The sequence below is a fragment of the Flavobacterium psychrotrophum genome (assembly GCF_003403075.1).
Lineage (GTDB): Bacteria > Bacteroidota > Bacteroidia > Flavobacteriales > Flavobacteriaceae > Flavobacterium > Flavobacterium psychrotrophum.
In genome coordinates, this window is the sequence record NZ_CP031557.1 from 2,826,464 (window position 1) to 2,841,337 (window position 14,874).

The 14,874-nt window shown below is 40.8% G+C and carries 10 protein-coding genes; 2 read left to right on the forward strand and 8 right to left on the reverse strand.

The features are described from left to right. Positions 1–65: 65 nt before the first annotated feature. The 7 genes from DYH63_RS12220 to DYH63_RS12250 all read right to left on the reverse strand — a co-directional run bounded on the left by DYH63_RS12220 (position 66) and on the right by DYH63_RS12250 (position 12,112). Positions 66–2,054: an alpha-L-arabinofuranosidase family protein gene (locus DYH63_RS12220; protein WP_116789073.1), complete on the reverse strand. Its 1,989-nt coding sequence runs from the start codon at positions 2,052–2,054 to the stop codon at positions 66–68. 68 nt (positions 2,055–2,122) lie between these two features. Next, positions 2,123–3,130, reverse strand: a complete 1,008-nt coding sequence (locus tag DYH63_RS12225; protein ID WP_116789074.1) for an arabinan endo-1,5-alpha-L-arabinosidase — start codon at positions 3,128–3,130, stop codon at positions 2,123–2,125. 5 nt (positions 3,131–3,135) lie between these two features. After that, complete coding sequence (locus tag DYH63_RS12230; RefSeq protein WP_116789075.1) at positions 3,136–4,098, reverse strand: glycoside hydrolase family 43 protein; 963 nt, start codon at positions 4,096–4,098, stop codon at positions 3,136–3,138. A gap of 41 nt (positions 4,099–4,139) precedes the next feature. Next, positions 4,140–5,735 carry an arabinan endo-1,5-alpha-L-arabinosidase gene (locus tag DYH63_RS12235; protein ID WP_116789076.1) on the reverse strand — a complete coding sequence of 532 codons (1,596 nt, stop codon included), beginning with the start codon at positions 5,733–5,735 and terminating at the stop codon, positions 4,140–4,142. Positions 5,736–5,854: 119 nt separating this feature from the next. Beyond that, positions 5,855–7,411 carry an alpha-N-arabinofuranosidase gene (locus DYH63_RS12240; protein WP_116789077.1) on the reverse strand — a complete coding sequence of 519 codons (1,557 nt, stop codon included), beginning with the start codon at positions 7,409–7,411 and terminating at the stop codon, positions 5,855–5,857. Between the two features lie 86 nt (positions 7,412–7,497). Further along, positions 7,498–9,060 carry a RagB/SusD family nutrient uptake outer membrane protein gene (locus DYH63_RS12245; RefSeq protein WP_116789078.1) on the reverse strand — a complete coding sequence of 521 codons (1,563 nt, stop codon included), beginning with the start codon at positions 9,058–9,060 and terminating at the stop codon, positions 7,498–7,500. A gap of 19 nt (positions 9,061–9,079) precedes the next feature. Beyond that, positions 9,080–12,112, reverse strand: coding sequence for a SusC/RagA family TonB-linked outer membrane protein (locus DYH63_RS12250; protein WP_116789079.1), 3,033 nt, complete (start codon positions 12,110–12,112; stop codon positions 9,080–9,082). A 231-nt stretch (positions 12,113–12,343) separates the two neighbouring features. On the opposite strand from DYH63_RS12250, the gene DYH63_RS12255 reads away from it, so the two are divergent. Next, on the forward strand, positions 12,344–13,027 hold the full coding sequence (locus DYH63_RS12255; RefSeq protein ID WP_116789080.1) for an NUDIX hydrolase: 684 nt from the start codon (positions 12,344–12,346) through the stop codon (positions 13,025–13,027). A gap of 16 nt (positions 13,028–13,043) precedes the next feature. On the opposite strand, the gene DYH63_RS12260 is transcribed toward DYH63_RS12255, so the two are convergent. Next, positions 13,044–13,703: a DUF4294 domain-containing protein gene (locus DYH63_RS12260; protein WP_116789081.1), complete on the reverse strand. Its 660-nt coding sequence runs from the start codon at positions 13,701–13,703 to the stop codon at positions 13,044–13,046. Positions 13,704–13,785: 82 nt separating this feature from the next. On the opposite strand from DYH63_RS12260, the gene DYH63_RS12265 reads away from it, so the two are divergent. Further along, on the forward strand, positions 13,786–14,874 hold the full coding sequence (locus DYH63_RS12265) for a M42 family metallopeptidase (protein WP_116789082.1): 1,089 nt from the start codon (positions 13,786–13,788) through the stop codon (positions 14,872–14,874).

The following is a 14,874-nucleotide window of genomic DNA, read 5'->3' on the forward strand; positions in this document are numbered from 1 at the left end:
AGTTTATTTTTTTACAAATATAATAATCTGTTTTAAATAAATGTAATTATTACACTTGTAAAATTTTAGGAAAGTTTAACTTTAATAATTACGAAAGAATAAGCAGGTATTTCAGCTTCTATTTTGCTCTTACCTGTCTTGATCGTAGTCTCGGCCGGTGCTACCGGTTCTTTATCAAAGTTGTTCTCTGCCTTAAGGTTATCTGATTTTAAAACCGTCATGGTTCCGCTTGCTGCAAGCTTCGCTCCTTTAACATCAAGGTTTGCTTTTTGAGCATTTGCAGATGTGTTTACGATCTTAACTATAACTTCATTATTCGCCTTGTCTATTACAGCGCTGGAGAACATACCGTTTTGTCCGGTAACAGGTTTGCCACCCTCTGTAATAGAAATAAGGTTAGTACCCGCATTGTTACCATATAGCTTTTGCACATAATAGTTTGGCGTAGCATAGCTTTCAAGGTTATTAAACCAAATAAGGTCCGGGGTCCACTGCCAGCCATCAGCATGGGCAAAAAGCGGCGCGTAGCTTGTCATATATACCACATCGGCATTACGCTCAAGACCGGTCATAAATGCAGCTTCAGAAAGTGCAGCCTCCCAGTTATTCTTATTATCAGGGCTGGCAATATCTACTGTTTGTACAGCATACTCTCCGGCAAATACTTTTGGCCCTTTACGATCATACTTATCATAACGGGTTGCATTCTTTTTAAACCACTCTGGGCTGTTATAGTAGTGCTCATCTACAACGTCTGCCTTAAGTTTTTTAAGTTCATCCCATCCATATTCAAAATGCTCTCCATCCGGAGATGGCCCACTACCCGACACAATTTTTATTGCAGGATATTTTGCACGTATGGCTTTGTCAAATGCTTTATAGCGTTCTATATAATCTGGCCCCCATTGCTCGTTACCTACACCTATCATTTTAAGGTTAAAAGGTTTTGGGTGCCCCATGTCGCTACGTAGTTTACCCCACTTGGTAGTTACGGCACCGTTAGCAAACTCAATAAGGTCTAATGCGTCCTGGATGTAAGGATCAAGCTGATCCATTGGTACAAGCTCTCCTGTGTTGTACTGGCAGGCAATACCACAACTTAAAATAGGCACCGGTTCTGCCCCTATATCTTCAGAAAGCTGGAAGTACTCGTAAAACCCAAGTCCGAATGTCTGGAAATAATCCGGTGTAAGTTTATGGTTAAACTCTACATTCCAACGGTTTATAAGTGTTTCGCGATCATCTACATTACCCACACTTTTTTTCCACTGGTAGCGCTGCTCAAGTGTGCGCCCTTCAACAATACATCCGCCAGGAAAACGAAGGAAGCCCGGATTAAGGTCATAAAGTTTTTGTACAAGATCTTTACGAAGTCCGTTTGGCCTGTTTTTCCATGTATCTTCCGGAAATATAGATAACATATCTACATTTATTACACCTGTTCCTGTAAAGGTAACTTTCAGTTTACCCTTAGCTACAGTTTTATTAGCTTTCATCTGGGCGGTATATTTTTTCCAGTCTTTACCCGCCGGACTAACTGAGCTCTCAGCAATTACTTTGTCCTGCTCATCTATAAACTGAAAAGTAATTTTGCTGATGTTTCCGCTTTGGTTCGCAGCCATTACAGATACATTGTAAGCATCGCCATCTTTAATACCTATACCACGGAAACCCTCGTTTAGAAGAACGTAGTTTTTATCGTTGTTAACCTCAATGCTGGCAAAGTTTTTATTCCCTGCTTTTTTAGATTCTATTATGTTAGCATAACCGGAAGTTTTGTTAAGCGAGTGCTTACTGCTGTTTGGCTGTACCCACCCCATAAGCGGCGTATCAAATTCAAACGAGCGGTTTTTTACCAGCTCGGCATAAAGGCCACCATCGGCTCCCAGGTTAATGTCTTCAAAAAAGATACCGTACATGGTAGGCTGGATCTTAACACCTGTGTCTTTAAAATCCAGTACATACTTGTTTACTGCCGGTTTTTGCTGTGCCACACCCGAAAGTGAGCCCATAAGCATTGCAGACAATACGGCATTTTTAATAAATTGTGTCATGTTTATTCTAGTTTTGGTTTTGTTCAATTTCTTTAATCATCAGGCATTCGTTACTTGCCTGAATCCTTTTATTTATCCATTGGCTGTACAAGAGGCCAGCCATCTTTCCAGCTTATTTCTTTAATCTTAAGCTTTGGTGCGCCTTTTTGGGCAATTTCATATGCATGAAATACCAAATAGTCTTTACCATTAAAGGTATAGGCGCTATTGTGCCCTACACCTGCCCAGTTCTTGTTGCCTTCTATAACCAGTGTGCCACCACCCTGGTTCAGGTCTTTTCCGGCAGCATCAAGGTATGGGCCTTGTACTGTTTTGCTGCGGCCTACAACAACTTTATAGGTGCTGTTTTCGCCACGGCAGCAATAATCCCATGACAGGAACAGGTAGTACCAACCGTCTTTTTTAAATACAAACGGTGCCTCTAGTGCTGCATCGCCCGGGTCTTTATCCTCAAGGCTAAAACTGCGCTCGCGGCGGGCAATGGTAAACCATTCTTCAGGTTTTGCAATTGAAAGTAAATCCTTTGACAGCTTTACCATTTTAAGCCCGTCCCAAAACGAGCCAAAGGTTAGCCATGGTGTGTTGTTTTCATCATATATGAGGTTAGGGTCTATGGCATTCCACAGGTCGCGGTTAGGTACAGACTGCACAACGATACCGTGGTCAGTCCATTTAAAATCTTTTGACGCCGGGTCTAATGTCTTGTTGGTTGCCACACCTATTGCCGATGTGTTTTTTGCAAATGATGAAACGGAGTAATACAAATAGTATTGCCCGTTGTGTAAGCTTACATCCGGAGCCCAGATGTGGTTTTTAAAATCTGCTGCCACACCAGTAGCCCAGGTTGGTGCATTTTCAAAAACAGGCTTTTCCTTCGTCCAGCTTTTCATGTCTTTTGATGAAAATACCGAAATGCCATGCCCGGTGCAAAACAGGTAATAGGTACCATTTTGCTGTATCATTACAGGGTCGTGCACAATTGTTTCGTTTATGGGCAGCGCTTTCTGCGAAAAGACGCTGCCGTAAACGAAAAACAAAACTAAACTAACCCAAACATAACTAACTTGTTTTTTCATGTATATTATTTTTGGATGCCCTCGGTAGTCATTACTATACGCTTAAGGGTACCATCATTATTATAGTACAATTTATCTATACATACCGAGCGGCGAAAACTACCGCCATGAGGCTGTATGGCACCATTATGGTATATAAAATATGACTGCCCTTTAAATTCTATTATAGACTGGTGGTTTGTATTACTATTACCGGCCAGCTCGTTTAGAATACCTTTGTACTCCCACGGCCCTTCAATGCTTTTGCTCATGGCGTAGGCTAACTTTTCAGGAAACTGGTAAGCATAAGAAAGGTAATACCAGTCTTTATGCTTGTGTATCCACGGCGCTTCGGTAAAGTTTGGCAGGTCTACAACTTTAATATCCCCGTCAACTTCAGTCATGTTCTCTTTAAGCTTTACATATTTACAAACAGTATTACCCCAATACAAATATGCCTGTCCTTTATCTATATATACAGCAGGATCGATATCATCCCAACTGATAGACGTTTGTGTGGTCATATCGTTTGTAATAAGTGCTTTGCCAAGAGCATCTTTAAAAGGCCCTAGCGGAGAATCTGAAACCGCCACACCTATTGCCTTACCCGGTATTGTACCATGTTCTACACATACATACCAGTAAAACTTGCCATCACGCTCTATAACCTGGGCAGCCCAGGCATCGCCCTTAGCCCATTTAAAATCTGAGGCTTTAAGTGGCACCGGGTGCTTTTTCCAGGTTACCATATCGGCAGATGAATATACAAGCCACTCATTCATCTTATAAAAGTTGAAATCGTTTGGTGCCTCGTCATGCCCGCCATACAGGTAAACCGAATCCTTGTACACCATTGCAGCGGGATCGCCTATGTAGGTATCTTTTATTATAGGGTTATTTTCTGATGGTTTTGTTACCCCCTTTTTCTTTTGGGCAACACAGCCCAACGAAAGGGCTACCGCAAAAAACACCAATATCTTTTTCTTCATAATTGTATTTTGTATGTTAACCGGAAACCAATCCTTTCCGGTTAGTAAATTTTCTTACCCCAAAGCGGTTTTCCATCAGTAGCGGAACCGGAAATGGTTAAAGCAACTTTTCTTGGAGAAGCCTCCCAGTCCCAGCCATTAAATATTTTACACTCAATACCGTTAATTATAACTGCATTTTTTGCGCTATCATATGACCAGGTTCCTGTCATTCCGTCACCTACAGTACCATTAGCATTAAGGCTTACTGTAACTGATTTTTGTATTACCTTATATTGATAATTCATATTGATTATCTCCCAGGCACCCACAAAAGAAGCATCTGTAAGTGTTGCTGCCGGTACACCCGCATAACGCTCTGGCGCTACAACCGGCCATCCGTCAGATGTCCAATCCATTTCCCTTACCTGGCCCATCATTACTGCATTAGACGCATTGATACCCGGTACGTTTTCCGGTAATCTGCCCTGAGATGTAAAGTACCATTTACCATTAGCCTCATCCTGAATAACACCACAATGAGAAATACCTACCCAGCCGGTATGGTTATTAAAAGCATAAGGGTGCGTTAACATAGGCCAGGCATCTGCCCCCTCTGTAATACTTTGCCCATTTTTGCCTACATAAGGGCCGGTAATGTTTCTTGACCTTGCCACCCTGGTATTGTAAGCTACCGAAAGCTCATCATATGCAAGGAACAGGTAGTAATATCCTGTTTGTGCATTATATACAATTTCCGGACCTTCAAGCGCCTGCCACCTGTTTGTGCTTATATTTCCACGGCCTGATATGCGCACACCATAGTCATCAATAGTATTAAGCTGGTAAGGCCTGCCTGTTTCCGGGTTAATTTTTACGGCAGCAATTCCTGTATGCCATGACCCGTAAATAAGCCAGTGCTCTCCTTCAGGTGTTGCAATATAACTTGGGTCAATGCTGTTAAACTTATAATATGCATTCCAGTCGTTTGCTCCGTTTCTTACATGACTTGTAACACCATCCGAAATATTGCAAATCACCATACCTTTATCTTCCCATTGGTTAGAAGCCAGGCTTGTGGTTTCCATCATACCAATATAAGCTTCCTCACCCCATGATCTGGCAGGATCTGTACCTTCAACAAGTGCGTCATTTATCACACTATAATACATCCTGAATTTATTACCTACTTTACGCACACATGGCGCCCAGTAACCATAGGTAATATTCTGTATAGGTGCACGCCCTTCTATAGCCCTGCGTGTATTGATTTCATCTTTAACCCAGTTAGCCTCACCTGTCATTGCAGCCCCCAGGTATTCCCAGTTTATAAGGTCTAGAGAACGCCTTGCATGAAAGTGTCCGTGACCAAAAGAAGCATTACCATAAGATGCATCTGTCTGGTACATATAAAAGTACTGCCCGTCTTTAACTATCGTAGGGTCATGTACGTTTGCAAGGTTCCACTGGTTCCTGTTTTCCCAACCGCTAATTGCAGTATAATTATCGGCATATTTAGGGCCATTAAAGGTTTCGCCTACCGGGCCATCGTCATCTGTACCTCCGCCTGTACCTCCAGATTCGTTATCATCTTTGGTACAGCCTATAGTAAGAAAACAGGCTAGCATGAATACTATATAAGGTTTAATATTTTTCATAGCTATTAGATTAATATTTTTAAAAAATCTGAAAATTCACTTTAAAGTCTATATTGTAAACAGATATTAAGCAATCTGTTTATCTGCATATTACATATAAACAGACCGCTTAATACTTTTTATTTTGCTTCAAATACCACTACCGAAAATGGAGGAAGGGTTACACTAAGTACTCCTTTTTTGTATTTAAAGTCTTTAAAATCTTTAGGCGTAATTGCGTTCGGGTTTTCGAACGTATTGTGATCCTGAAGTTTTCCTGAAGAAACGATCTTAGCTGTAAAATCTTTCAGGTTAAGGCCTTCAAGGTTGATATCTGTAGCAATCTTATCTGTTGAATGGATGTTAACCAATGAGATATGTGTTTTACCATCTTTAACAGAAGCAGATACACTTACTGCCTTAAGGGTTTCATTACCTACCTTATAATCTGGCGATTCTAACGTTACAGGAAGTAATTTTGCATCCTGGTGCGCTTTATAAAGCTTCATGATATGGTATGTAGGCGTAAGCAGCATCTTATCTGCTTTAGTAAGTATTACGGCCTGCAGTACATTAACCGTTTGTGCAAGGTTAGCCATGCGTACACGGTCGCTGTGGTTGTTAAAAATATTTAGTGTAGTACCCGCTATCATAGCATCGCGCATGGTATTTTGCTGATACAGGAAGCCCGGGTTAGTACCCTCTTCTACATCATACCATCCGCCCCACTCGTCTACAATAAGCGCTATCTTTTTTTCAGGGTCATACTTGTCCATGATCTCGCTGTGCTTAGTAACCAGCTCTTCCATTTTAAGGGCTGTCTTCATGGTTTCAAAGTACTGCTTCTCATCAAATTTGGTGGATGATCCTTTGTGGTCCCATTCAACAAATGAGTAAGAGTGCAGCGCTACACCCTCAATAAGAGATTTTGGTATATCGCGCATTAATACTTCTGTCCAGTGATAATCTGCTACGTTAGCCCCGGATGCAATACGGAAAAGCTTTCCGCTGTTAGACCAGTCGCCCATAAAAGTGGCATACTGCCTGTAAAGGTTTGCATAATATTCTGGTGTCATGTTACCGCCACAACCCCACATTTCGTTACCCACACCCCATATCCTTACACCCCACGGATTTTCGCGGCTGTTTTTTTTACGAAGGTCGCTCATTGGACTTTTGCCACCGTGGTTTACATATTGTACCCACTCTGCAAACTCCTGTACAGTACCACTACCTACGTTAGCGGCAAGGTAAGGCTCAGTGCCCAGGGTTTCGCATAGGTCTAAGAAATCGTGTGTACCAAAGCTGTTATCTTCGGTAACGCCACCCCACCATTGGTTTACAATAGTAGGCCTTTCACTTTTTGGGCCAATACCGTTTTTCCAGTGGTAAGTATCTGCAAAGCAGCCACCCGGCCAGCGAAGGTTAGGTATACCAAGATCTTTAAGTGCCGCAATAATGTCATTACGCACACCATTAGTATTAGGTATTTTGCTGTCTGCACCTACATAAAAACCGTCATAAATACAACGCCCAAGGTGCTCTGCAAAATGCCCATAAATATGTTTATCAATTTTAGGTGCAGCTGCTTCAGCTTTTACTTTAACAGTTGCTTTTTGTTGTGCCGTGAGAGCACCGGGCAGCAATGACGCTGCGGTAAAAAATAATGCGGTAACTATTTTATTGTGTTTGCCCATAATGTGTTTAAAATTTTAATACCGTGCAGTGGGCCCTCACATGCCCGCCGCACGGTATTAAGTTTATTCTTTAATAATAAGTTGTATTAGTAGCTTGGGTTTTGTACAGTACCCGGGTTGTTATCCATTTCAAGCTGTGGTATAGGGAAGAATTCCCTGCCCGGCTGATAAGTATTAAACTCTGCATCACGGGTTTTAAGCCATGCAAGCTTAGTTGCATCTTCTAACCAGCCCCAACGACGAATATCGTCAAAACGGTGGCCTTCTGAAGCAAACTCAAGAAAACGTTCGTGACCTATCTGCTCTCTCATTTGTGCCTGCGTCATGTTAGGCTTAACAGTTGCAAGATCTGGCAATTGTACCCTGCTCCTTACCTGCTGTATGTAAGTGTAAGCCTGAGGTGTCTGACCAAGTTCGTTAAGACACTCAGCATACATAAGCAATACATCAGAATAACGCATAAGGCGCTCATTTATACCGCTTCTCCAATCCATTTCATCCGGAAAATCGCCGTCAGCATTCTGGTATTTTCTCCAGAATAAGTCGTTAAGATCTGCCGGGCTGTTTCTATAAAAAGTAGCAAAATCATGCCCATAAAGCATCATTCCCGGCTTATTATAAATTATAGTAACATCAAGCCTTGGGTCTACGCCACCGCTAACAGTAGCTTCTTCTTTAAATTCATTAAATAGTGTCCATGTAGGCTGCATATCTGTAAAACCAAAAACACGGGGTGCATATGTAATAGCACGTGCTGAAGTTTTACCCCAGTCAGAACCGGGAGCTCCGCCCCAGCCAAGGGCTACACCACCCGCATCACGGCTAAACTGAACTTCGAAAATCGATTCTGAATTGTTTTCGTTTGCAGTAGTAAAGTTGTCTTTATAGTTAGACACAAGAGAGTACCCAAGAGCCATAACTGCTTCAAAATTAGTTTTAGCAGCAGCATACTCTTTATTAAAAAGCTGTGCCTTTGCAAGATAAGCAAGAGCAGCACCTTTAGTAGCTCTACCTTTTTCGCCGGCATCAACACCGGCAACAGTGGTGTAAGAAACCGGAAGTAGCTCTGCTGCCATGGTAAGGTCTGCCTTTACCTGTGCCCAAGCCTCTTCCTGAGTTTTTTGTTCATGGTACACCTGCTCACTGGTTAGTGGTATAGGCACATTTTTAAACATATTTACAGCATGAAACAAATAAAGACCCCTAAGGAAATAGGTTTGCCCCAATAGCCTGTTTTTGTAAGCCTCATCTGTAAATGTTATACCCGGCACCTTATCTAATACCTGGTTAGCACGATAAATACCCTGATAGTAGGTTTCAAATGCCCAACCGTAAATTGAAGCATCTGCAATGTTAGAGTTAAACCTACCCACGTTTGCCATAGCAGCCCATGGACTGTTACTGCGTGCATCATCTGCCTTACCATCCAGCAAAAGCGGTGTGCTTCTCATATAGGTACCATCTGTAATAAGACTGGCATATACTGCATTTACACCTTTAGCCGCATCTTCCTCTGTTTTCCAGAACGCTGCCGCGCTATCAAGGTTAGGGTCAATTTGATGTAATTCATCATCCTTTACACAACCCGTTAGCGTAAGTGCCAGTACGGGAATGATAAGCGATTTTTTTATAGTAAATATATTTTTCATGACTTTTTCATATTATTTTTTAGAAACTTGCTTCTATACCAAAAGCGAACGTACGTGGGTTAGGGAATGAACCATTATCAAAACCTCTTGAAAGTAGGCCGTCATTTCCGTTAAAATCAGGATCTACACCCTTGTAAGGAGTAATAGTAAGCAGGTTAGACCCTTGTACATATAGGCGAACTCTTTCTACAAACTTGTTTTTCTCCATAGGTACGTTGTAGCCAACCTGAAGGTTTTGCAGCCTTAAGTAGTCTCCTTTTTGTATAAAACGGGTAGACTCCCTGTTGTTTTGGTTAACGTCATTAAATGTAGGACGTGGTACATTGGTATTGGTATTTTCTGGCGTCCAGTAGTTAAGCTCATCTTTATGGCTGTTAAGAATACCACCCTGCATAAGTGCCGCATAGGTACCGTTAAACACTTTGTTACCACCATGACCTTGCCAGAACATTGAGAAATCAAAGTTTTTATAGCTGGCATTAAAGTTAAAACCATAGCTGTATTTAGGTATAGAGGTACCTAAGTGTGTACGGTCATCACTAGTAATTTGACCGTCGCCATTTACGTCTTTAAATTTAACATCGCCGGGTTCAGCTCCTAACTGTGTAGCATGATTTGCTATATCGTCTGTATTCTGGAAAATACCTTCTGCAACATAAGCAAACAAATCACCTGCACTATGGCCAACTTCTGTAATAGATGCTGCACCATAAATAGGCAGTCCATCGTTAGCTATCTTAAGCACTTTATTTTTAAGTGTACCAAGGTTTGCATTTACATCCCACTGAAAATCATGATCGTGATTGCTGTAACTTACTGTAAACTCAAAGCCCTGGTTTCTAATTCTGCCTACGTTAGTACGTATGTTAGCAGGGAACGCGCCTGTAGAAAATGGCAACGGCTGCCCTACGATGATATCATCTGAAGTTCTTACAAAATATTCTGTAGTAAACTGTAGCTTGTTTTTAAACATGGCAAATTCTAATGCCACATTTGTAGTAGATGTTTCTTCCCACTTGATATTAGGGTCTTTAAGATCTATTACTGTAGTACCCGGAGCTAAGCCGTTATTAAATGTATATGATGCAAATGGATTTACTACAGCAGAATAATCGTAGTTAGCTATTGTATTGTTACCAAGTAAACCATAACCTCCTCTTAGCTTAAGGGTATCCCACCACTCAGGTAGCTTAAGATCATTACTTATTTTATAAGCACCTGATACAGAGTAATAATTACCGGTGTCATTTTTAGGAGCGAACTTAGAAGACCTGTCCTGACGGAAGTTACCTGTAATGTAGTATGTATCATTAAAACTATAGTTTATCCTTCCTAATAGTGACTTTCTTGTTTCTCTCTGAAAGTTTTCTCCTCCGGAAATAGCATCTGCAAACTGTATCTGAGAAATTTCGTTGTAGTCATATCCTACACCACGGCTCCACATGTACTGGTCTCTCCAGTCTTCCATAACACTACCTGCCATGGCATCAAAATGATGCTTACCAAAGTTTATGTCATAGTTAAGAAGGTTATCTACAATAGTCCTGGTGTTGTTAGTCTGGTTTATGTTAAGTGCTGATTCTGCCTTAACAGTAACATAGTACCATCCAAGGTCGCTTTGCGGCACAAACATCCTGTTTTTAAGATTCATCTGGTCCGCAGTAACCCTTGTAGTAAACTTAAGCCCTTTTACTATTTCAAGTTCACCCCACACATTACCTATAAAACGGTTTCTGTTAGAGTCACTATTTACAAGGTTGTTCCAACCTATTACGTTAAGGATAATAGCCCTTTGTGAAAGGTTATCTGTACCACCATAACCGCCCAGCCTATTGGCATCATAAACCGGCATTGTAGGAATACCCTGAAGCAACGTTGTAATGGTAGATTCACCATTATATGATGTAAAGTTATCTTTACCAGAATCTGTATAGCCTAATTTAGCGCCATACTTAAATTTACCTTTTTGTCCACCTATATTAAGTGTTGTAGCATAACGCTCAAATGCCTGAGGCACTTTAAGGTAACTTGTATTTTTAAAGTAGTCTACGTTCAGGCTATAATTCATAGTCTCTGAACCGCCACTAAAGCTAAGCGAGTGGTTTTCTACCCTACCCGTGCGGTAAGCAGCATCCTGCCAGTTAGTATCAACATTGTTGATATAGTTAGGGCTACTAGGGTCGTTACCCGGTAGCAATGCCATACCCACGTTAGCAAAAGAAGCGTTTGCTATTTGCTGGTACTGCTCCCTATTTGTAACCGGGATTTTTCTTGCTACTTCCTGAAAAGCTGTATATGCCTTGTAATTAACGCTGGTTTTACCGGCCTTACCTTTTTTAGTAGTAATAATTACTACACCATTAGCACCACGCACACCATAAATAGCAGCCGAAGACGCATCTTTTAAAACCTGCATCGACTCAATTTCGCCCGGTGCAAAGTCATTTGGAGCATCTACGATCATACCGTCTATTACAAACAGTGGGTTGTTATTGTTAAAAGACGTTATACCACGTATTTTAATGTTTACAAAACCACCCGGCTCACCCGATGATTGTACTGTAACACCTGCTACCTGGCCCTGAAGCTGCTTGGCAACATCATAAGTAATGGTTTTTTTAGCATCTTCAACTTTTACCACACCTACAGATCCTGTAAGGTCTGATTTTTTTGCGGTACCATAACCTATCACAACCACGTCGTCTAGCTGTGTAGCAGCGGTTGCAAGTTTTACATTAATAACAGTCTGGTTACCTACTTTAACCTCCTGGCTTGTAAAACCGATGTAAGAAAAAACTAATACATCGTTTGCGTTAGCCCTGATAGAAAAATTTCCGTCAAGATCTGTAGACACACTGTTTGATGTACCTTTAATAAGAACAGTTGCCATAGGCAGCGCCATACCATCTTCGGTAGAAGAAATAGTACCTGTTACAGCCACCTCCTGCGCAGAAGCGGTCATGACTGTAAATAAGATAAGCATACAGGCGGCCAGCTCTTTTTTAAGGAGCCCTCCCCTAATTGCTTTAAATAACGTAGTTAATCTCATCATAAAAATAAAATTTGGTTCGTTTAATAAATGTATTTTTTACACTTCCAAATTTAGTTAAAGATTATTTAAAAAAACAAATAAAATTTTCAAAAAGTGAAATTTTAACATAAATAAACTAATAAGACCCTAATACTACAACGTTGTCAGCCATCAAATATATATTATTGCGATTTTTTCAAAATAATTGTAATTTCGTACACTTGTTAGTATCTTGCACTCAATTAAAAATCAATGGAAAGCTATAACGATCAGGAAAAAGTACTGCTTGCAGTAGACTGTATTATCTTTGGGTTTGATAAAAAGCAGTTGAAAATACTCCTTATCAAAAGGGATTTTGAACCCGAAAGAGGTAAGTGGTCGCTTATGGGTGGTTTCCTCCGTCCCGATGAAAATCTCGATAACGCAGCCGTGCGTGTACTGCACCACCTTACAGGTCTTGACAATGTATATATGGAGCAGTTGCGTATGTACAGTGCGATAGACAGGGATCCTGTAGACCGCACCGTATCGGTATCTTACTACGCACTCATTAATATAACAGAGCACACAGAAATAAATAAAAACTTTTCTGCTAAGTGGTTTGACATTACCGAATTTCCGAGCCTGATATTTGACCACAATATAATGGTAGCAAATGCCATGAGCCGCCTGCGTTACCGCGCCTCTACAAAACCTATAGGCTTTGAACTGCTGCCGGAAAAATTTACCATGAAGCAGCTACAGGTACTTTATGAAGCAATACTGGGTGAAAAACTGGATAAGCGTAACTTTATAAATAAAATAAACGGGCTTGATATTTTATTAAAGACCGAAGAAAAAGATATGAACTCTTCGCGCAAGGGATCATTCCTTTATAAGTTTGACGAAGAAAAATATAAGCTCAAAGTTTCAGACGGGTTTACATTTAAGTTATAAAAAAAGCCGGAGGTATTTAACCTTCGGCTTTTTTGTTTTTTTGTTTCCAGGCTTTCTTCAGCGCGGCATAGTCTATCGTAAATGCCGGATCCTGTTGTTGCAGGCGGTGCTCTTCAAAGGCTTTAAGTAAAAATCCTTCTATTAAAAAGTCTTCGGCAACAATACCCGGGCTATATGTCTTTTTAAGGTCAATATCAAAAAGGTGCGCAATACGATTGCTATAAAATGCTTTAAAACCACTTTTTTGCTCCTTAATAAGATCAAAAGTACTTTTTCCCGTCTGGCGATATATAAGTTTAACCAGTATCTGGCCTTCTTTGCGGGTAAGCTTCTTAAGTTGTGCTTCAAACTCATCTTCAAGATAGTTTTGCACCATTTTAGCATATCGCTTTTTATCCTTTTCAGATTTTAGCTTTGCCATATTCTCATTCATCATGGTAAGACGATCAGCGGCTATCTTGGCATATGGGTACACCTTAAGCGTGCGGCGTCGCAGTATGGCAAGTTGCTTTTTTTCGTCGGCAGAAAGCGTGTCGTGCACATTAGTAATAACAAGCTCCTGGAGCTGGGTGTTTATAAGAATAGAATCCTGGTCAATACTGTCGTGTTCGGTAATTTGCGCAAAACCACCAACACTACATAGCATTACTAAAATTAAAGAAAAAAGCGCCTTCATCTTCATAAAATTTCTGTTCAAATGTATACAATTATACATAACTCTGCTCTGTAATTTATATTTTAGCGTCAAAATTAAATTTATGTCTGCAAAAACCATACTAAATGATGCTTCAATGGCATTTTTGGAAAAATATTTAAACAACGCTTCTCCCACAGGATATGAAAGTGAAGGCCAAAAGGTTTGGATGGAATACCTTAAACCTTATGTAGATACCTTTATTACCGATACCTATGGCACGGCTGTAGGTGTTATAAATCCTGATGCGCCATATAAAGTAGTTATAGAGGGGCATAGCGATGAAATATCATGGTATGTAAACTATATTACAGAAAACGGCCTGATATACGTAATACGCAACGGTGGATCTGACCACATGATAGCGCCTAGTAAGCGTGTAAACATTCATACAAAAAACGGTATTGTAAAAGGTGTTTTTGGCTGGCCGGCCATCCATACGCGCAACCGTGGTAAAGAGGAACCTGCCAAAATAGAAACCATATTTATAGACCTTGGCTGCTCTACTAAAGAAGAAGTTGAAAAACTGGGTGTGCACGTAGGCTGCGTGATTACCTACCCTGATGATTTTATGGTGCTTAATGATAACAAATTTGTTTGCCGTGCCATAGATAACCGCATAGGCGGATTTATGATTGCCGAGGTAGCACGACTGCTGAAAGAAAATGGCAAGACATTACCTTTCGGCTTGTACATTACAAACTCTGTTCAGGAAGAAGTAGGCTTAAGGGGGGCAGAAATGATTACCAAAACCATTCGCCCTAATGTAGCCATTGTTACAGATGTTTGCCACGACAGTACTACCCCTATGATAGACAAGCGCATTGAGGGCGAAACCCAGATAGGCAAAGGTCCGGTTATTACCTATGCCCCTGCTGTGCAAAACAACCTGCGCGAACTGATACTTGATACCGCTACTAAAAACGAAATACCTTTTCAGCGCCTTGCCTCAAGCCGCGTAACGGGTACCGATACCGACGCCTTTGCTTACAGTAACGGTGGTGTAGCTTCTGCCCTTATATCGTTGCCACTACGCTATATGCACACCACTGTAGAAATGGTACACAGGGAAGATGTAGAAAATGTTATTAAGCTTATTTATGAGACACTCCTTACTATAGAGAATGAGGAAACTTTTTCTTATTTTAAGTAA

What these genes read in the sequence shown, in the direction of transcription:
- DYH63_RS12255 (WP_116789080.1), top strand. Translation starts at nt 12,344, where the DNA reads ATGGAAAGCTATAACGATCAGGAAAAAGTACTGCTTGCAGTAGACTGT.
- DYH63_RS12250 (WP_116789079.1), bottom strand. Translation starts at nt 12,112, where the DNA reads ATGATGAGATTAACTACGTTATTTAAAGCAATTAGGGGAGGGCTCCTT.
- DYH63_RS12245 (WP_116789078.1), bottom strand. Translation starts at nt 9,060, where the DNA reads ATGAAAAATATATTTACTATAAAAAAATCGCTTATCATTCCCGTACTG.
- DYH63_RS12230 (WP_116789075.1), bottom strand. Translation starts at nt 4,098, where the DNA reads ATGAAGAAAAAGATATTGGTGTTTTTTGCGGTAGCCCTTTCGTTGGGC.
- DYH63_RS12265 (WP_116789082.1), top strand. Translation starts at nt 13,786, where the DNA reads ATGTCTGCAAAAACCATACTAAATGATGCTTCAATGGCATTTTTGGAA.
- DYH63_RS12235 (WP_116789076.1), bottom strand. Translation starts at nt 5,735, where the DNA reads ATGAAAAATATTAAACCTTATATAGTATTCATGCTAGCCTGTTTTCTT.
- DYH63_RS12220 (WP_116789073.1), bottom strand. Translation starts at nt 2,054, where the DNA reads ATGACACAATTTATTAAAAATGCCGTATTGTCTGCAATGCTTATGGGC.
- DYH63_RS12260 (WP_116789081.1), bottom strand. Translation starts at nt 13,703, where the DNA reads ATGAAGGCGCTTTTTTCTTTAATTTTAGTAATGCTATGTAGTGTTGGT.
- DYH63_RS12225 (WP_116789074.1), bottom strand. Translation starts at nt 3,130, where the DNA reads ATGAAAAAACAAGTTAGTTATGTTTGGGTTAGTTTAGTTTTGTTTTTC.
- DYH63_RS12240 (WP_116789077.1), bottom strand. Translation starts at nt 7,411, where the DNA reads ATGGGCAAACACAATAAAATAGTTACCGCATTATTTTTTACCGCAGCG.